This is a genomic window from Rhodopirellula sp. J20-39, from assembly GCF_057365095.1.
Genome location: NZ_CP195123.1, coordinates 2,686,476 through 2,704,995, shown reverse-complemented (window position 1 = coordinate 2,704,995; position 18,520 = coordinate 2,686,476). Strand labels below are relative to the sequence as shown.

The 18,520-nt window shown below is 53.7% G+C and carries 20 protein-coding genes and 1 pseudogene; 12 read left to right on the top strand and 9 right to left on the bottom strand.

Features of this window, described 5'->3' with window-relative positions; translation table 11 throughout:
- Positions 1–237 precede the first annotated feature (237 nt).
- From ACR3ZL_RS09875 to ACR3ZL_RS09855, 5 genes and pseudogenes are all read left to right on the top strand, one after another.
- A pseudogene (locus ACR3ZL_RS09875) lies at positions 238–462 on the top strand (DUF2946 family protein); the annotation flags it as partial.
- A gap of 988 nt (positions 463–1,450) precedes the next feature.
- Positions 1,451–2,608, top strand: coding sequence for a glycosyltransferase family 2 protein (locus ACR3ZL_RS09870; protein WP_486173415.1), 1,158 nt, complete (start codon positions 1,451–1,453; stop codon positions 2,606–2,608).
- Positions 2,598–3,593, top strand: a complete 996-nt coding sequence (locus ACR3ZL_RS09865) for a glycosyltransferase family 2 protein (RefSeq protein ID WP_473653293.1) — start codon at positions 2,598–2,600, stop codon at positions 3,591–3,593. Before ACR3ZL_RS09870 ends, ACR3ZL_RS09865 begins: the two co-directional genes overlap by 11 nt.
- Positions 3,594–3,596: 3 nt before the next feature.
- A complete protein-coding gene (locus ACR3ZL_RS09860; RefSeq protein WP_473653294.1) occupies positions 3,597–4,373 on the top strand; it encodes an O-methyltransferase in 777 nt (258 codons plus the stop codon).
- 55 nt (positions 4,374–4,428) lie between these two features.
- Positions 4,429–5,001 carry a hypothetical protein gene (locus tag ACR3ZL_RS09855; protein ID WP_473653295.1) on the top strand — a complete coding sequence of 191 codons (573 nt, stop codon included), beginning with the start codon at positions 4,429–4,431 and terminating at the stop codon, positions 4,999–5,001.
- On the opposite strand, the gene ACR3ZL_RS09850 is transcribed toward ACR3ZL_RS09855, so the two are convergent.
- Positions 4,971–6,221: a lipopolysaccharide biosynthesis protein gene (locus ACR3ZL_RS09850; protein ID WP_473653296.1), complete on the bottom strand. Its 1,251-nt coding sequence runs from the start codon at positions 6,219–6,221 to the stop codon at positions 4,971–4,973. The genes ACR3ZL_RS09855 and ACR3ZL_RS09850 overlap by 31 nt on opposite strands.
- Positions 6,222–6,507: 286 nt before the next feature.
- On the opposite strand from ACR3ZL_RS09850, the gene ACR3ZL_RS09845 reads away from it, so the two are divergent.
- The 3 genes from ACR3ZL_RS09845 (at position 6,508) to ACR3ZL_RS09835 (ending at position 7,955) form a co-directional block, all read left to right on the top strand.
- Positions 6,508–6,882, top strand: a complete 375-nt coding sequence (locus ACR3ZL_RS09845) for a pilus assembly protein N-terminal domain-containing protein (protein ID WP_473653297.1) — start codon at positions 6,508–6,510, stop codon at positions 6,880–6,882.
- 76 nt (positions 6,883–6,958) lie between these two features.
- Positions 6,959–7,246 carry a hypothetical protein gene (locus ACR3ZL_RS09840; protein ID WP_473653298.1) on the top strand — a complete coding sequence of 96 codons (288 nt, stop codon included), beginning with the start codon at positions 6,959–6,961 and terminating at the stop codon, positions 7,244–7,246.
- Positions 7,247–7,415: 169 nt separating this feature from the next.
- The gene (locus tag ACR3ZL_RS09835; RefSeq protein ID WP_473653299.1) at positions 7,416–7,955 is read left to right on the top strand and encodes a Uma2 family endonuclease; all 540 of its coding nucleotides are present in this window, start codon (positions 7,416–7,418) and stop codon (positions 7,953–7,955) included.
- Between the two features lie 98 nt (positions 7,956–8,053).
- On the opposite strand, the gene zigA is transcribed toward ACR3ZL_RS09835, so the two are convergent.
- The gene (zigA, locus tag ACR3ZL_RS09830) at positions 8,054–9,310 is read right to left on the bottom strand and encodes a zinc metallochaperone GTPase ZigA (protein ID WP_473653300.1); all 1,257 of its coding nucleotides are present in this window, start codon (positions 9,308–9,310) and stop codon (positions 8,054–8,056) included.
- A gap of 240 nt (positions 9,311–9,550) precedes the next feature.
- A complete protein-coding gene (locus tag ACR3ZL_RS09825) occupies positions 9,551–10,171 on the bottom strand; it encodes a MerC domain-containing protein (protein WP_473653301.1) in 621 nt (206 codons plus the stop codon).
- A 369-nt stretch (positions 10,172–10,540) separates the two neighbouring features.
- Here ACR3ZL_RS09825 and ACR3ZL_RS09820 point away from each other — a divergent pair, with 369 nt between their 5' ends.
- A complete protein-coding gene (locus tag ACR3ZL_RS09820; RefSeq protein WP_473653302.1) occupies positions 10,541–10,972 on the top strand; it encodes a Fur family transcriptional regulator in 432 nt (143 codons plus the stop codon).
- Positions 10,973–11,282: 310 nt separating this feature from the next.
- On the opposite strand, the gene ACR3ZL_RS09815 is transcribed toward ACR3ZL_RS09820, so the two are convergent.
- Positions 11,283–11,582, bottom strand: coding sequence for a Rho termination factor N-terminal domain-containing protein (locus tag ACR3ZL_RS09815; RefSeq protein WP_473653303.1), 300 nt, complete (start codon positions 11,580–11,582; stop codon positions 11,283–11,285).
- A gap of 324 nt (positions 11,583–11,906) precedes the next feature.
- Between ACR3ZL_RS09815 and ACR3ZL_RS09810 the strand changes: the two genes are divergently transcribed.
- Positions 11,907–12,260 carry a hypothetical protein gene (locus ACR3ZL_RS09810; protein WP_473653304.1) on the top strand — a complete coding sequence of 118 codons (354 nt, stop codon included), beginning with the start codon at positions 11,907–11,909 and terminating at the stop codon, positions 12,258–12,260.
- 268 nt (positions 12,261–12,528) lie between these two features.
- Positions 12,529–13,134, top strand: a complete 606-nt coding sequence (locus ACR3ZL_RS09805; protein ID WP_473653305.1) for a cysteine hydrolase family protein — start codon at positions 12,529–12,531, stop codon at positions 13,132–13,134.
- Positions 13,135–13,326: 192 nt separating this feature from the next.
- Here ACR3ZL_RS09805 and ACR3ZL_RS09800 read toward each other — a convergent pair whose 3' ends face one another.
- The 3 genes from ACR3ZL_RS09800 to ACR3ZL_RS09790 all read right to left on the bottom strand — a co-directional run bounded on the left by ACR3ZL_RS09800 (position 13,327) and on the right by ACR3ZL_RS09790 (position 16,427).
- Complete coding sequence (locus ACR3ZL_RS09800) at positions 13,327–14,229, bottom strand: SDR family oxidoreductase (protein ID WP_473653306.1); 903 nt, start codon at positions 14,227–14,229, stop codon at positions 13,327–13,329.
- A 71-nt stretch (positions 14,230–14,300) separates the two neighbouring features.
- Entirely contained in the window at positions 14,301–15,746 is a 1,446-nt protein-coding gene (locus tag ACR3ZL_RS09795; RefSeq protein WP_473653307.1) for an FAD-dependent oxidoreductase, read from the bottom strand.
- A 186-nt stretch (positions 15,747–15,932) separates the two neighbouring features.
- On the bottom strand, positions 15,933–16,427 hold the full coding sequence (locus tag ACR3ZL_RS09790; protein ID WP_473653308.1) for a YciE/YciF ferroxidase family protein: 495 nt from the start codon (positions 16,425–16,427) through the stop codon (positions 15,933–15,935).
- A 143-nt stretch (positions 16,428–16,570) separates the two neighbouring features.
- Here ACR3ZL_RS09790 and ACR3ZL_RS09785 point away from each other — a divergent pair, with 143 nt between their 5' ends.
- Positions 16,571–16,897, top strand: a complete 327-nt coding sequence (locus tag ACR3ZL_RS09785; RefSeq protein WP_473653309.1) for a hypothetical protein — start codon at positions 16,571–16,573, stop codon at positions 16,895–16,897.
- A 20-nt stretch (positions 16,898–16,917) separates the two neighbouring features.
- Here ACR3ZL_RS09785 and ACR3ZL_RS09780 read toward each other — a convergent pair whose 3' ends face one another.
- Positions 16,918–17,499, bottom strand: coding sequence for a hypothetical protein (locus tag ACR3ZL_RS09780; protein ID WP_473653310.1), 582 nt, complete (start codon positions 17,497–17,499; stop codon positions 16,918–16,920).
- 402 nt (positions 17,500–17,901) lie between these two features.
- On the bottom strand, positions 17,902–18,411 hold the full coding sequence (locus ACR3ZL_RS09775; protein WP_473653311.1) for a hypothetical protein: 510 nt from the start codon (positions 18,409–18,411) through the stop codon (positions 17,902–17,904).
- Between the last annotated feature and the right edge of the window lie 109 nt (positions 18,412–18,520).

Below are 18,520 nucleotides of genomic sequence, written 5' to 3'. Positions count from 1 at the left end.
TATCAAAATCTCTCTGAATCGAACGTCGCTTTCATGACTTCGCTGTTCCGGCCCCTCGTCGCTAGCCTGCTCTGCAGCCTGATCGTTCTCGGTCACGTTCCGGCTTGGTTGCACGTGGCCACCTGTGATAGCGAGTCGCATTCGCATGTGAATGGCAAAGCGAACGACGCGGTTTTGGTTTGTCCGCATGGGTGTCTTCACCACGTGACGAAATAGGAGGCATCGACCAAAGATGCTTCGGGAACGGTTCCTCACTCGCAAGATTCAAACGCCCCTCACGATCACGATACCTGTTGGATTTGCCATTCGTTGTCGAGCCCTGTCGGTGTGACTTGGGACTTGGTGGTCGTTCATCCGACTGAGTTTGTTTCGGAACTCACCAGCGTCCCCGCTATTCGCCGCTTGTTTGCGACTCTTCTTTCGATCCCGCAGCCTCGCGGGCCACCGGCGATCTCCGCCTAGGTTTTGCACTCCGTCTGTGGGATAGGCTTCCAGCCTGTCGTCCGCGTAAGGCAGTTTGCATCTCTGACGTTTTTCTCCACCTCGTTTGTTTTGGTGTTCACCGTTGACCGGTGGGCGTCAATCCAACTGGACTCACGCCCCAATACGTCCCGCTGTGCGACCGGTCTATCGGTCCGACCAAACCAGATCGGTTGTGCTTCGCGCGGTGGGGCTCCTTATACAAGACAGATCGTAGTGGACGAGGCGACGAGCCCTGCGCAAAAGGACTCGTCGCCTCGTCCACTACGAAGAAAAGACGATCGTGTGCGGAGTGTTCGTCACCGCCGCACATGCCTGCATTGCTCATGCGGAACCTTTGGTCAGTCTTGCTGCTACCGTAATTCTGGGTCACAGGACAATGACTTGATCGCCACAGTTGTGGCGGCACTGCCGCAAGCACACGAAGACGTGACAGGGCCCATTGTCAGTGGAAAGTTGGTGAAAACTCCCTCGGGCACTGAGCGTGATTTGCCAAGCATCGGCCCACCACCAATCGCTAGGCTTGTGTTAATTCTTTGTTCGTTTTGGATGATGGTTTGGCGCAGTTTGCTCGACGGAGTGTTTCATTTTGATGATTACTCGAACTTCACTGATAACGAGCGAACTAGGCAGTTGTGGCCGCTGGCTGTTTTCCGTAAAAACAATCGACCGGTTGGTCTCTCTACCTTTGCTCTCAATTATTGCTAGCGGGTATCGAGCCGTTTGCCAACAACGTCACTAATCTAATAATTCAACTTTCAAGTGGACTTCTTGTGTTCTTCGGTTGCCTCTTGGCTCGGCATTCGTACCGCGAGCATTGGAAGGGAGATACGCATTCGTGTGTGAGCTATTCAACGCTCCTCTGGCCCGCTTTGATCTCAACATGCTGGGTTATTCTCCCGTCAAGGGAAGGTGCCGATCGCAACCAAGCGGTTTCGTTCTCAGCGTCTCGTGAAAAAGAAGCCGAATCATGAGCGAGCCAACCGTCACGCTGGTCATCCCCGGACGCAATTGTGAATCAACGCTCGATCGTTGCCTGCAGTCGGTGGTTCCGCTCCTCAAAGTAGCGGATCTTGTTAAAAATCCTGCTGCGGAGAGATCTTTAACAAGATCCACTACCGACGACACGGGCCCATCTATCCCTGAAGCGGCGAGAGGGGAGCAAGAATCGTTTTTGTTAAAAGAGATCATCTTCGTCGACGACGGCTCCACTGACTCCACCGCTGAGATTGCATCCCGCTACCCGGTACGAGTCATCCGGGGAACAGGCCAAGGTCCCGGCGCAGTGCGCAACCTCGGCTGGCAAGCCGCCAACAGCGACCTAATTTGGTTCATCGACAGCGACTGCGTCGCCGAACCCGATGCCTTGGAAAAACTGCTCCCGCACCTGAGCAACCCCGAAGTCGCGGGCGTCGGCGGCAGCTACAGCAATCTCTATCCCGACTCACTGGTCGCCACGCTGATCCACGAAGAGATCGTGGCCAGGCATCGCCGGATGGGACAAAAAGTTGATTTCCTGGCTACTTTTAATGTGGTTTATCGGCGTGAGGTGTTGGCCGAGGTCAACGGCTTTGATGAGTCGCTGAAGCTAGCCCAAGACGCCGAACTTGCCTATCGCATACGCGCCACCGGTGGCCGCTTAAGGTTTGAATTCGAATCACGTGTCGGCCACCATCATCCGCGAAATTTTTGGCGATATTTAAGAACCCAAGCTCGGCAAGGCTATTACCGCATGAAGCTGTATCGCCAACATCCAGCAAAGATGTCAGGCGATTCCTATGCCGGGCTGTTGGATTATCTGCAACCGCCATGGGCACTTGTCGTCTTGGGCTTCCTGTCACTTTGTGTGTTAAGCAACCGCTTTATCGTTCCCACGAGTTTGTGCTTTGTCGCTCTGGTGTTGATGCAGTTGCCGCTAGCCTCCCGCGTTTTTCCATCGAGCAAAATGCCTTTCGCGGCATTTGCTTTTTTCGGGACGGTGCGAGCTGTTGCACGCGGAATAGGGATGTTCCTTGGCACCGTGAACATTCTGATCGAGTCACTTCATAAATTAACTCGCAAAGGCGGAGTCGATTCTGGCGAGGTCAGGGCACTAAACTTGTTTGGGAGCCAGGACCGTGAGCGATAGTGCATTGGAGCCAGTGGTGACGGTGGTTGTGCCAACTCGCAATCGTCAAGCGAAGATTTTGCGTTGTTTAGAATCTTTAACGCAACAGACCTTTCGAAATTTTGAGGTCATCGTGGTCAACGATGGCTCAACGGACGACACCCGGAAAGTCCTAGAAGAATTCACAAAGAGATGCTCGCATCTCAACCTGCGCGTCCTGAACCATGAATCGCCCTGCGGGGCAAACCCCAGTCGCAACGAAGCCATTCGAGTCGGTCGCGCAAACTTGTTCGCGTTCCTGGATGACGATTGCACGGCAGAACCACATTGGCTTGAGAAGTTACAAGCGCCCTGCACGCACGATGCTGTAGCGGCCGTTTCCGGGCATGTCGAGAATGTCTCATTGTCCAACATTTGGGAACGCTTTTTCATTGGGCAACATCGCGTCTCTTCGCGAGAAGTGAACGGAATCCGTGCGGCCAATCGAATTGTCGCGGGAAACCTTTTGGTGCGAGGCCCGTTCTTATCCAATGCACTCGACGAAGACAGAGCCCAGGTTCCAACCGATGTTGCAACCTCGGCTCGAGGAGATGAAGAAGGTCTACGAATCAAGATTTTGCGGTCGGGAAACCTGATTGCCCACGCACCGGACGCTATCTGTCTACATCACCACCCGTACAACTCCCGCAGTTTCTGTCGACAAGCGTTCAAGAGCGGTCAGTCGTCCGCGCGATTGGCATTGAAATATCGACTAGCCCCGCGGTGGGAACTGTTGGCTTTATTCGTGTCGGTGCTGCTACTATGTCTCGCACCTTGGCGGGGCGAAGCGACGCTGCTGTCTGCGATCGCCTTTGGTTTGTTTTTGGCCGCCGTGCTGTACAACGAACTATTTTTGAAAGCCAAAACTGTCGGCCAAACGATCCAAACCTTCCCAGTCCTCATGTGGTACTACGTGCTAAGGACGGCAGGATACTTGACCATCCACATCCCAGGAATCCGGCGGTAGCTGATGTCATCAATTAAATCGCTCGTCATGCGAGCGGCAAGCAAGAACTCAGTCGTCCGCCGCTGGCACGTCCTACGCTCCGGTCGTCGATTGTTCCGAGAGCATCCAGAATGGGCCCGGTTCGCGGATGACTGGTATCGTTCGCGACTGGAAAAGCGCTCCTCATTGACCGATCAACGTCCCTGGCTGACCTATCCAACCCTGAACTGGTTAAATGAGATGGACTGGTCGGGAAAACGGATTTTCGAGTGGGGCGGAGGCGGCTCGACCCTATTTTTCCTCCGTTCCGGTGCATCGGTTGTTACCATTGAACACGATCGACGATGGGCCGACGAGCTTAACACCGCCGTAGCATCACACGGCTATCAGAACGTCGATCTACGCTTGCACGAACCGATTGCTAGCACAATCAACGCAGGTCGGCCGCAGTACACTTCGTCAAACCCCCGTTTCCTCGACCACGATTTTGCCACCTATGTCAAAGCGATCGACGACTTCGATGACAAATCATTCGACTTGATCCTTGTCGATGGCCGATCGCGATCCGCGTGTTTACAACGCGCTATTCCTAAGGTCGCAGAACACGGGACCCTGATGTTCGACAACGCCGATCGTCCCAGCTACCAAGCTGCCATTGAAGCGGCTTGCAGGGATGGTTTGGCAAGCTGGAAGAGAATCGACTTGAGTGGGCCTACTCCCTATCTTTGGGTGCCTCAGGCGACAACGTTGGCATGGGTCCGATCTCCAGTTAGTGAAACGGAACCAACTCGCCATGTGTAATGCTGAGACTCGATTTCCGCAGGTGTTTGTCTTGGGGACCGGACGATGCGGCAGCGTGTCTTTTATCAAAGCCTGTCAACATATCCAAAACTACTCCGCCGGACATGAAACCCGTTCGGGCTTTATCGGTGCAGAACGCTTGAACTATCCCAAGTCGCACATCGAAGCCGATAATCGATTGACCTGGTTTCTAGGCCGGCTGAATCAGAGGTTTGGCAATGACGCGTATTATGTTCACCTGCGACGTGATCCGATCCGAACAGCAGAAAGCTTTGCCAAACGGTATTCTCATGGCATCATTGCCGGGTACCGTTCGTCAGTTCTTCTAAACGTGGACCGGAATGAATTACCTATGGCGGTCTGTCTGGACTACGTCGAAACCGTTACTGAAAATGTTTTGCACTTCCTGAAAAACAAACCGCACCAAATTGAGATGGATATCGATCAACCAGACGAAGCGTTTGGTCAATTTTGGTCGGAGATCAACGCCCAAGGTGACCATGCGGCAGGTCTGCAGGAACTGCGCGTTCGACATAATGCGTCACCGAGTTTGTTGTCACTCGCTGGGATCTCGAATCTTGCGGTCCGAGTTTGCCCTCAATTGGCTCGTTTGTCACGACGGCAATAGAAAACACTGACTGTCATCGCAACCGACACTGCCAGTAGCCCAAGGGCCATTCGATTTCTTCCTGCAACCGGAAGTGGGAGAACAACGACCAAAGCAAACAGTACGACCCCAGCGATCGCGATCAAATTTAAAGTGCGTTCTCGATATTGAGCAACGAGATACATATTTCCGACCACTCCAGCGACACGAATTGTGGCAGCGAAGAGTAGCAGCAGGATGGTCGCTCGCGATGCCTGATATTCACTCGGCAAGCAGAACCTCAACGCGATTTCGCTACACACGACTGCCGCCGTAGTGATCAACAAGGTTAAAGCACCGTACGCGGCACACATCCGTTGTACAAACGAAGTTCTCTCACCATGTGTCCCCACAACGTGCGGGTACACCACTCGTGTAAGTAATCCGATCACCGTTACATGAGAACGCAAGACAAAAGCGCCGATCGCAAAGAGTCCCGCTTCACTGGCGCCAAACATGAACCGCGTCAAGGTGACGCCGAGTGACAGCGGCGCGACGTTTAGTGTCGTCGCCACCGACATCATCCGCGCGGATTGCCACAACACGCGGGCCTGAGTCCAATCAAAAGTCGGTCGAAATTCGCTATCTTGAATCCCGTGATAGGAAAGCGAAACGAACGCTATCGAAATCCATTTACCGGCAACCAAGCTGGCCGCGATCGGAATTGAAAGCGTCCCGAACGCGAACAAGGTGGCAGCAAGCCCCAACGCCACCAAATCCAGGCCGGATGCAATCGCGGTCGCTCGCACCTGCTGCTCTTTGGCGTCGTAGATTGCGTTGGGGATGAGACAGGCTCCGATATGTCCCAACGCAATCGCCACGTAGCCAAAGCGTTCATCACTATCGAGCGGAATGAGCCAAACCGTGATGGCGGTCAAGCAGAAAATCGTGACACCAATCCCGCCGGAAAGTAGCAGGTAGGAGCCGATGATTTCGTTTTGTTGCTTCGGACGCTTGATCAACTCTCGAATGACGACGCTTCGAAATCCGGAAACGCTTATCGTTGAAAAGAACTGTTGCAAAAATATTGCGCCGCTGAGCTTTCCAAATTCGGCGGTTCCTAGAGAACTAGCAAATATCAATAATGTCCCAGCGGCACAGATTTGCGAAACAACCGTGCAAACCACCATTCCAGTCATGGCTGAGGCGACCTTACGCTCACCTTCGGTTGCGACGCGTTTCAATAGTGACTTGAACAACATGTTTTCATTTCGGTAGTTCTTTCATCTAAGGTGCTCGTCTGCACACAGTGCGGGGATTATAGCTAAGCAGCATCTTATCTCGACATGCCACTGCCCGAAGCGAAACGCGACTTTGCGGTTTTTGATATCCGGGGAGGAGGGGCGATAAAAATCCGCAACGGTCGCTGGGGAATTTTGAAGAATATTGCGGGATGAAGAGGCGTTTAAGATTCGTCCGGTGAAAACTGGAGCTACAAGGTTTGCCAACTTCCTCTTGCCCCCCAAATGATCAACTGCACATTTTTCCTTGCCGGCAGTTGCTTCCGCACAGGATCTGTCGGGTCCAGGTGTGATACGGTTGCCAGCACCGGGAGGCCAACTCTCAGTACCCGTGTGTCGTGCTCCTCAAGCGAATCCGCCTCAAGCGAGAACGCATGATGATTTGGGTTCGACAGAGCAACGTTATCACATCGAACGCATTGATCCGGAGCGGACTGTGGGTTGTCTATCCGTGTTGCGATTCAAGGTGCTGGTCTTCCGCTACCAAGTCGATAATCCCGATATCGTTAACGTGTTGAGCTTGACCGAAGCGGAGTTGAGCATCACGGGCAAAGCGATCGGATCGACGGTGCTCAACCTATGTCCAATGGCCCGAACATCCCCGGTGGGCAGGAAGTGCTGAGTTACTTGGCGCGGGTTGCAGAGGATCCAGAACGCTCGCGGCAATACGATACTCTGCTCGAAAAACTGGAGAAAAATTGAAACGGGAACTCAACCGTGGCTTCCCCAACGGTGTCGTTGATTTGAGCTATGTAGGCTCTCAAATCGTCGTCCGTGGAAAGAAATGCGACAGCGAAGAGGCAACTCGTATCCTAAGAATGATTTCGCAAAGTCTACCGAACGACGATCAGGTCGACGAAGCCACCGCGATCACACCGGTCGAAAGCCAAAACTTCGCGACCAGCACCGCGTTTCCAACGATCAATCTGCCTGGCGGTTGGCGTTTTCTACCGCGGCCGGTTTGCACTGACCACTTGATCGGCTAGTGAGATTGGCTTGCAGTGAGACTTAGTAGCGTTTCCTTGCGTCTCTCGCTCGTACGAAACTGTTGTTAGAATACGAGGGTTGGCGCAATGGGCAGTCGGACCGTCTCTACAGTTCGCCGTATTCGTATCAGCCGCCCGCTTGAAGGGACGCATTTACCAGGGATCAAATATGTCGAGTGCTTTCGAGTCTTCACCGCATTACACGGTCAACGACTATCAGCACTGGAAGGGTGACTGGGAATTGTGGGAGGGGATTGCGATCGCGATGAGCCCCAGCCCGTTTGGTCGACACCAGCTTGCGTTGACCGAACTTGCAGGATTGCTTCGAAACGCGATTCAAGATGCGGGTTGCGACGCTAGAGCGGTCGTGGAGCTCGATTGGATCGTCAGTGACGATACCGTTGTGCGACCGGACGTGATGGTTGTCTGCGGGGATCCACCTGAAAGGCATCTGGAGGAGGCTCCCGCAGTCGCTGTCGAAGTGCTTTCGGAGTCGACGCGAAAAAACGACTTGGGTTACAAGCGGCGTCTCTATCATCAGCATGGGATCGCAGCCTACCTCATCGTTGATCCGCAAGACAAAACGGTCATTCTAGATCGACGCCAAGAGGATGGTGGCTATCAAACCGAAGACGTGAGCGGTTCGGTCGCTTTTCGTGTCAGCGACGACTGCGAAATCAAACTCTCGGTTGATACGCTGTTCCGGTAATTGAAAAAGTGTCCCGCCGCGTGGCGGCCACCAACCAGGCTTGGTCGGACCGGTAGCTAGTCACCGCACACGCGACGGGCAAGGCACACTCAAGTCGGCTAACGCGATACTTGCTCTTCTTCCATTTCGATCGATGGCAGCGTGTCCTCAAACCTCAGCCAACCGTCGGGGCCGAGCTGATACTCTTGATCGGTTAAGAGGCAGGCATCCAATCGTGCGCGAATGTCGGCTTCATCCATGCCATTTCCGATGAAGACCAATTCTTGATGGCGATCGCCGTGTTCGCCGACGAATTTCGCTCGAATCTCTGCAATGGACTCGGAATCATCCGGCCATTCGTCTTCCGGTGCGGCCGCCCACCAGAAACCGGCTGGGTTCATTCGGATCGAGCAACCGGCTTGTGACCAGTCGTAGGCCCAGTCGTGTCGCGACGCGATCCACATCAATCCTTTGCTGCGAAGCACTCCGGTGAACAAACCTTCTTCCATGTCAGCATCCAGAGCGTTCGTCAATCGCTTGGGATGAAACGGGCGATGGGCTCGATAAACGAAATTCGAGATGCCGTATTCTTCGGTCTCGGTTTCCTCTTCCCCACGAGGCACCTCCAACCACCCTGGCTGCGTCTCGGATTCACTCAGAGAATAGAGCCCGGTGCCCATGATTTCGGATAGCTCAACACGGCTTTCCGTCGTGGTCAGAATTTTGGCTTCAGCGTTGAGTTGACGCAGAATCCGTGTGAGCTGCTCCAGTTCATACGGCGAGATCAAATCGGTTTTGTTGACGAGGATGACGTTGGCGAATTCAACTTGATCGACCAACAAGTCCACAATGTTGCGAGTGTCCTCTTCGCTCAATCCCAACCGTCGGTCGGTGAGATCATCCCAGGAACCGAAGTCTTTCATGAAGTTGCCTGCGTCGACCACGGTCACCATTGTGTCCAGTTCCGCGACCAGCGACAGACTCTCGCCCTCTTCGTCTTCGAAAGTGAATGTCTCCGCGACCGGCATCGGTTCGGAGATACCAGTGGATTCGATCAGCAGATAATCAAAGCGGCCATCGCGAGCCAATCGGCGAACTTCGATGAGCAAGTCTTCGCGAAGCGTGCAGCAGATGCAGCCGTTGGACATCTCGACGAGCTGTTCCTCGGTGCGAGATAGATTCGCGTCGCCCGATTTGACCAGCGCCGCGTCGATGTTGACCTCGCTCATGTCGTTGACGATCACCGCGACTCGCAATCCGTCTCGATTGGTCAGGATGTGGTTGAGCAGTGTCGTCTTGCCGGCTCCGAGGAATCCGGAAAGCACGGTAACAGGAAGACGTTCAGCTTGGGGCGTATTGGGATCGGTTTGGTTCATTGAATTATCGAGAGGGTGGTTGGATGGGGAGTGGCATAGGCTTCCAGCTTGTGTTGGTGCTTCACAGGCTAGAAGCCTATGCCACTTGGTGTTCCGGTCTCATGTGTGTGATTACCGCTCATTGCAACTCAGTTGCAGCAAGAATAAAAACTCATTCAGCTTGTTGATGTAGAGCCAATCCGCACCTTTGTCCCGACAGCAATTTCGGACAGTAGCGCAGGTCGCGAATTCACTCGCGGGTCAGGCAGTTTGCATCACCGGTTCGCAGCAACCGCAGAGGCATCCGTATCGTCGATTCAGTAAGTGAGCGCAAACCAGCAGAAGCCCGCCCAGGGGTGTGATCCAAAATGCAAAGGGTGCGATGAAGGCTTGCAGGCTCGAATCCTCCATCTGACTTTCGCTTACCGCAAGAATTTCCGCGTCGGTCTCGGTTCCTGCGGTGGCGCAATGCTCGCAACACGCCTCGGTGCAAACGGCGGTATCTGTTGCCGCGATGGTGGATGTCTCACAGGCTGCACAGCAGTCGCCGGCCAGGCCAAATGCGGCACTGGTGATCAGCACCAGTCCCACGCTGGCGATTGCGATCGGTGTCATCCGGCGATGCTTCCGGAAGCCAGGCACGAAAGCCGCGATCGCGATCAAGAAGCAAACCAGGACCATCCACTGATGAAACGATTCGTCCGCCAGGAAGCTGAGCCCCAGTGCTGGCAAAAATGCGATCACAAACGGCATCGCCGCACAATGAATCGCACACCCGATCGAGGCAATGATTCCGACCCAGTCACGCCAAGTCGAAAGAGAAACGGTCTCTGCAATGCTAAGCGGCAACTCGCTCGCGGGTTCATACGGGACATCGCTCATCGTTCAGGCTCCATCATGGTCGTTGGGGCGTCTCTTTCCAGTGCCGGGAAAGGAAAAGACACCTAATTTTCTGTCGGGAAGCACTTCTAAACACCTTGCATGCAGATGCAAGTCTTATGCATTAAAGAAAGTGAGCGTCTGGCTGTCAACCTCTATTGCAGCTCTTGTGCATAAGCATCTCCAGTGAGGATTGTGGGAAAGAGCGAATGGGTCGCTGGGAAGCTCGGGGAAGCAGCAATCCCGGGGACAACCACATGCCCCGCATGGTGATGCCTGCCGAAGTTATGGATTTGCAAAAGCATTGCAAATTGATATGCTGCAGGATCGTCGTCGAATCCTGGTCAGGTTCATTTCTTTTAGGTCACCTCTGTGAGCAAGTCGTCTGAGTCAATCGAAGCTATCAAGCAGGCCATTCGTGATGCTGGGTTGCGAGCAACTCCTGCGAGAATCGCCACACTCGTCATGCTCCGGGAGGCAAAGGCACCTCTGACCCACGCGGATGTCGCTGAGCAACTGGCCGCCAGCGGCGTGGACAAAGCGACTGCGTTTCGCAACTTGAACGACATGACCGACTCCGGTCTGCTCCGTCGGACCGAATTGGGTGATCACGTTTGGCGATTCGAAGCAATCGCGGAGGGGGAGCACGACCAATCGGCTCACCCGCACTTCCTATGCGTCGATTGCGGCACCGTGTCTTGCTTGAACGACGTGAAATTGACCGCGGGAAGCCAGCGAGAGAGCGGCAAGATTGGCGAAGTGACGGAAATCCTGCTTCGCGGCCATTGCAACGATTGCCGATAGACCCGCGCTCCTTATCCCAACAGGAATTTCGTCCGTCTGGTCCATTCCGATCATGGTCAACATCAAGGCAAGCACCGTGGCCGAGACCGTTAGAAACGCGGAATTAAACAGACGGCTGGTTGGAAAGATCGCTTCCAGTATTCGGCGAGCTTCGGCGTCACCGAAGTTTCCTAACGCGAATGACGACTGGCGATCTAAGCGGCAACGACCGCACCGGCAACGACTGCGGTTAACAGGTCATTTCTCAAACGATTGAGCACGCCTGGTTCATCGCTGCTCATGATCACTTCCTTTGGACCGCTTGTGTGACTTACGACCTCTTCGTTCGAATCGCCTCGATGAGTTCTGCCTTTTTCATTTTGCTACGGCCACTGATTTCCATATCCGAAGCGATGTTTTGAAGCTCTTCAACAGTGCGATCTTCGAGCGATGTATTCGGGTTTCCTGTTCCCTGCGTTTTACGATTCGGCGTACGTCCCTCTTCGCGACGATGCTTGTTCACCGTCCGAGCGGCAATTTCTTTAGCCTTCTCATCTGACTTGCCTTGTTCAAGCACGCTTTCTTTGACGTGCTCATACTGACGTTCGTCTTTATCAGTCCACTCGGCCATGGCTATTCTCCGGCTTGTCTTCATTCAACTTGGCAAAAGCTAGGAGCACAACTTCGCGGCAGAAACACACGACTTCCGCGGCGCACCCCAGTGATCTCTTATGGAGCAATTCAGGAGCATCAGTGGAGCGATTCCTGTGCCAACGGGTTGCAACTTTCGCCGGCGAGGTGTCTCGCTTTGGCAACAAATAACATGCACCACTGCCCATCCGATTGAATGAGGGTCGGGCAACCACTGCTGGCCCGCGATTTGCTTCCCCTATTGGCTCGATATTGCTTCGTATCAGAAGCGTGTTTTCACACCGTCAAAAAGAAGGGAACTCAGATGGCTACCAAACCATACAACTACACCGATGAAGACTTGAGCACTTGGGAACGGATCAAAAAGGCTTTCGCCAACGATTGGGAACAAACCAAATCAGACTTTGGCTCTGATTCCGCTCGCGATATGAACCAAGATGTCGATGACACCTTGAAACAGATGGCCGGATCCGACGATGCTTTCGAAAATCGGGAGCAGGCTTTTCGATTTGGCTACACGTCACAACGCCGCTATGGCTCCGATCATCCCGAGTGGAATGACGATATCGACACCCGGTTGCGTAGTGAATACGACGGCGATTACGAAGCCGATCGAGCTTACATTCGCCATGGATACGGCTATCGAGCGAGAAGCTAGTCGATCGTGAGAGTTGGAATCTCTCCTTAGGGCCTAGACCGTCGGGCCGAATACGGCCCCGCCCCACGTTAGCAAAGCACGGTGACACCACCGATCGGCGACTATACAGATCTATGAGATCACGATAATCGCCGATCGCGAGCAGTACGTAGCAGTGCTCATGTGCGACCGATTGGTTCAGGAGGGACAAGATGCCAAACGGTAACATCACGATGCCGTTGCAATGAAGCGTTCCCTACCGTCTTCTTTTACCTAGAGCGTGAATTTGATGGCTGAACAAAAAGACAAACAGAAATCGTCGCTTCACGGAAGCGTGCCGGATCACGGGGAAGTCGCACTGTTGATCATCGACGTGATCAATGACCTGGAGTTTGACGACGGCGAAGATCTACTGAACTTCGCCAAACCGATGGCGGAGCGACTTAGCAAATTGAGGGACTATTTCGTTGAAGCTGATCTACCGATCATCTTCGCCAACGACAACTTTGGACGCTGGAAGTCGGATTTCCGAGCGTTGGTCGAACATTGCTTACATGACGACGTACGGGGAAAACAGATCGTCGAGTCGCTCAGGCCCCGCGACGACGACTATTTCGTCCTCAAACCCAAGCACTCGGCATTCTACGCAACCACGCTGGACGTTCTTTTGAAGCACCTAGAGGTTCGGCAGCTAGTCATCACCGGTGTCGCGACAGACATCTGCGTTTTGTTCACCGCCAATGATGCGTATATGCGCGACTTTGAAATTGCGATCCCGTCGGATTGCGTCGCCGCCAATACTCAGGAACGCTCCGACGATGCACTCCAATTGATGGAACGCGTATTGAAAGCAGACGTTCGACCCTCCAACGAATTAATCAAGGCGATCCGTTAATGTCTGCTTTCAAGTTCAACTCATGTTTCGCAGGCACCGGCCCTGGTCCGGCTAACGCCAGAATCTTGCGCCAGTAAGGAAGAACGGTTCGACAAGGAACCACACGAGAAATCACTGAATTGGCGAACGACAATTGTCCGATGCCCCAACAGTCCGCATCTGGCTATGCAGCAACAACTTCCCACCGTTGATCTACACCGGTGAACGCCCACCAGTGCAGCCAAACACTTCGGCGGTGACGTAACTCGCATCCGGACTGGCCAACCAAACATAGAGCGGAGCCAATTCAACCGGCTGAGCTGGACGCTCGAAAACGGTATTCTCACCGAACGATTGGATCTTCTCCATCGGCATTGTACTTGGGATCAGCGGCGTCCAAACCGGACCGGGTGCAACCGCATTAACACGCACACCATGTTCGATGGCAAGTTTCGCCAATGCCTTCGTCATTCCCGCCAAGGCGGACTTGCTCGCAGCGTAGGGCAACAAATACCCGCCGGGTTCGTAACTTTGGATGGAAACCGTATTGATGATGCTACCGCCGGAAGGTAGATGTTCCATCGCAAATTTGGACAGCCAAAAAGTTGCGTAAACATTGGTCTTAAAAACTCGATCAAACACCTCCGTCGAAAACTCATCGATGTCATCGCGGGTCTGCTGATAGGCAGCGTTGTTGACCAGGATGTCTAATGCCCCAAGTTGATCAACGGATTGTGCAATCAAATCTTTGCAAAGCGATTCTTCTCTCAAATCACCTTCGATCGCTACCGCCTTCACACCGGTTTCCTTTATCAATGCAAGCGTGTCCTGAGCATCCTCGTTCTCCGATAGGTAATTGATCGCCACGTTCGCACCTTCCCTGGCATAACACAAAGCTACCGCTCGCCCGATCCCACTATCACCGCCAGTGATCAGTGCCGACAGCCCCTTCAACTTTCCAGATCCGCGATAAGATTCTTCACCGTGGTCCGGTGCCGGGACCATTTGGGAAATGTGCCCCGGAACGTCAACCTTCGATTGCCGATCGAACGGTGGAGCGGGGAAACGCGTGCGAGGATCGACGAGTTGAATCGTTTCGTTGGCTGTACTTGTCATGATGAAAATTTCCTTTGTGAAGTTTGACGGCTAAACGGTAAGTCGTTGGCTAGTTAAGGAACGATCGAAGTTCACTTTGTTTGGAGGTCGGACTCAGGTGGTCCGTAGATGCGTTTCCCCGCGGCAGAGAAGCGGCCTCCGTGCAAGGGACAATCCCACGTTTGCTCCGCTTCATTCCAATGAACAACGCCGCCCATGTGGGGACAAACTGGATTGAGCCTATGAATGCAATTAGCTTCGTCACGGCAAACCGCCACATGATTACCATCCACTTCGCCCACCCCGCCTTCCCCATGACCAAGTTGACTCGCGTTAATCTCAGCCGCTGGCAAAACCCGTTCGGCTACGCTGGAAGCAGCAGCCGTTTGCTCTGCTAGCCAATCTTTCGATAATCCGAGGCGGCTAGGAGAGAACTGCTTTTCCAACGCAAATGCCTTGCCCTCGATCCCATCGGAAATCATGGATGCAGCAGCGGTTCCCAACGTCAACCCAATGCCGCTTAGACCGGTCGCCACCCAAACGTTCTCATAGCCGGGCCCCAGTCCGACCATGGGTAAACCATCCGTTGGCTCGAACAGTTCCGCACTCCAGCGATAATCGATCTGCTGGACCTCGAAACGCTGATGAACCCAGTGTTCAAGGCAATCGAAGGCTTCGATTGAATCTTGCATTCCCGTACGGTGATCACAGCCTCCCGCAAGAACCAGTGATTGCGATTCGTCGCCAACCCGGCGAACATAGTAATAGGGATCCGAGTTATCCCAGAACAGCGCATCCGGCGGTAAGCGACGAACCTTCGCCACCAACAAATACGATTGGTATGGTGGAGTAGCGGCATACAGCAATTTCCCCTGTATGAAACTGCAGTGCGTTGCACAAACAACCTGTTCGAAAGCAATCTCGCCGTCGCCCGCTTTTAGCGATGTCTCGTGTTTTTCGCTCGGACCGGACACCAGCGTTCGCTCGAAAATCGTTACGCCTAGATCGATGGCGATCTCTACCAAACGATCCAAATAGCTACGGCAATCGAACTTTGCCATGTGATCGATTTTGTAACCGCATGCAGCCCGGTGAATCGGAATATCATCGCACCAAGCTGCGGCTAACCCTAACTCCCTGGCGGCTTCGCATTCCTCGCGTAGTGCCGACGCATCATCTTGGCTTTCGCTGTATTGGTACGCCGGAACACGAACAAATCCAGCTTGTCCCGACGATCGTTTTTCGATCAAGTCGATCGCCGCCAATCGCAAAGACGTGTAAGTCGAAGCGTTCTCTTTTCCAAGAGCATTGATCAATTTGCGAGGTCCCATTTCAGGATGTGCGTCGAGATGAGCACTACTGCCCGCAGTCGTCCCCGCACCAATCGCTTCCGCTTCGCAGACGATAACTTTGTGCCCACGTTCGGCAAGTTCGATCGCGGTACTAAGACCGGTGATGCCACCACCGATGACAAGGATTTCGGTTGATTGTTCGCCCTCAAGGCGACTGAACTGCTGGCGAATGGGACGGTTCTTCATCCACCAGGAATCGCAAAGGGTCGAAACTTGAGCGGTCGTCAAGGATGCACTCGCTAGAAATTAGAAAGAACGCCAGGCATCCGAGAATGCCCGGCGGGTAGGTCTTGCCGAGGACAATGAACCGAACGTCTTCGCAACTTCCGGTACACGTTCACTGGCAAAGTCCTGTACGTTCACAGTCGAGGATTATCCAACCGACAGAGCATCCTTGCTGATTGCCTTCGCAAGTTCGGAAAGCTTCTTGTCAGCCGACTCTTCTTCGTCAATGTTCTGCTCCAACAACTTCAGCGCGTTGTCGTACCCGAGCGATTCGGCCCAGGTGCAGAGCGTTCCATAGGTCGCAATTTCGTAGTGCTCGACCTTTTGACTGCAAGCGATAATCAGGGCGTCTCGAACAGCCGGTTCTGCATCTTCTTTTAGCATGTCTTCGGCTTCGGTAATCAGGCCCTTCATTGCTTCGCAGGTTTTCGCACGAGCCGATTTGCCGGTGTCTTCGAATGCTTTCTCGACACGTTCGACCTGTTTTTCTGTTTCGGACAGGTGCTCTTCCAACGCAGCAGTCAGCTTTTCGCACGAGGCCTTTTTGGCCATCTTCGGCAAGGCTTTGACTAGTTGCTTTTCGGCACTTAGAACATCGCGAAGCTCGTCATAAAACGCATCGGCTAGGTTTTTCATGGACATGGGTTACTCCCTATCAAGTGAGGTGGTTAACGGGGTTGAAGATCATCCCGTCATCAGCAACCGGTGTACCGAAGACTCGCAATTTGCATTCGCCGAAAAGCAAGCGGGAAAGCACAGGCGTCTTTTCCCTGAAATTAGAAACGTTGAAGATTCTCGACAGTCAAAAACTCAAGATTGCCATCCACATCCGAAGCACGCCCGGTATCAAATCCGCTCAAGCTGAACGCCGATCGTTCAAGGCGAACCTCGTCTATATCGACGATATTGAAAGCGGCATCAAACGCGTTCGATGCACCAACGGCTTCAGCTACAAAACACCATCTGTCGAACTCTCAGGAGTACTCGCATATGAGCCCGAATCGAATCGCTGGTCATCCCAACGGCGTGGGCCGAGGTTTATATCAGCCGGCAAATTAACGATCGACGAGACTCGATTTCGAGCGATCTTGCCGAAACTCAAGCTGATGTGATTGGTACTTGCCAGCAGTGGCTATGAAGCACACCTTTTGAGAAATCCGGGATACGAGCAACTGGCATCCAGGACCTGGGCGTCGATCTGAAGTCGCTGGAATATCACGGGCAAAAACGCCAGTAACTCAAGCGGTTCCGACGTCGATTTTGTTTCGACCGCAATGGTTTGCGTCGTCATCCCCAGCACAACGACTCGGCAAACCTCAACTTGAATACGATCAGCCGCGTCCTCGTTAACCTCTCGAAAACCGCCAGTCGTGGTTCGCTGGAAGTAAGCGAGTGATCGCTTCTTTTGAGCCGGCAACCAGCGTTGCTCAACCAAGGAATTCAGTTCGCGCTGCTCCGATTCCACAACCTCAACGGAGTGCTTGCTCCAACGTTGGACAAACGAATCGAAGATTCCTCCAACAGACGCGACCTTCTCATCCAGCAAGAACTTCGATTCGACCAACGACGAACCGCCTCGCACTTTAACACTCGATGTCGCGGTACTGACCGGCGCATACCAATCTGTTCGAGTTTCCGATTGCCAATCCTGGGTTGCGATTGGACTCACCAAATCATCGCCGAACCAACGGATTTCTAACGTTTCACTGATCATCTAGCTATCTACTACGCGGCGTACTTGGCAACCATTTCAAGCCGCGATCGCTTATCGAGCGGCTCCGTTAGGAAGTCCTTGCATCCAGCAATTAGGCACTGTTGGCGACCTACTATCACAAACGGTCTTGGCGGCAGTGTGCCGTCCATTACAGGCATTTACATGTCCATCAGCACACCGAAATTCGCTCGATGCCGGTTTGTGAGGTCGAATACGATCGACAGCTTCCTAAACGTCACAAGCGGTGGCGACGGTGGCCACCGCTTGCCCAAGGGAGTAATGAACCAAGCAGCGAAGGGCACGGCGATTATCCACGATCAAGACTTGACCGGCTTAAGCAATGCTAGCCACGGCTGCGTGCGGCGGTGGATCGTCGACACCACAGCACGTATCTCACAAGCCTTAACGTGGCTTCACCGTCCGAGTGTGCACGCGTGTGTAAGCATCCATTGCCGCAGGTCGGGCTTCTTCCCATGACATGTGTTCAGCACCGCCTTCATTCTCCCAACGCTCACGGGCAATTGCTTCGCGTGTCGTCCACTCATCATTGGCATCGGCGTCATACGCTTCCCAGCCGGCTTGATAGGCAGGTCGGTACTGTTCGTACTGGTAAGACTCGTTGAAATACGGACGGTTGCGGTGTTCCTGTTCCCAATACGCGACTTCTACCGTCGGGTCGATACTCTCGGCAACTGCCTTCCCGGCCAGCCCGCCAGCAACGCCGCCCACAATGGCTCCGGCTACCGTTCCTACTGGCCCCGCAACCGCGCCAGCGGCAGCACCCGCTGCCGCACCGCCCAGTGCTGTTCCCAGTCCCGCGCCAACCGGATGCGATCCAGGTTCGCCTGTGATGGCGTCTTCATTTCGAAGATCTTCTCGTGTTTCTTCTTGGCTCTTTTTGTTGACTGACATCTTCCATTCCTTCTTGGTGGGGACAATCCAGTCGAAGCGACGAAAACACTTCGACGGTCAGCCGAATTTGGCTTGCCACATTACATGCACCTCTTATGCCGTTTCAAAG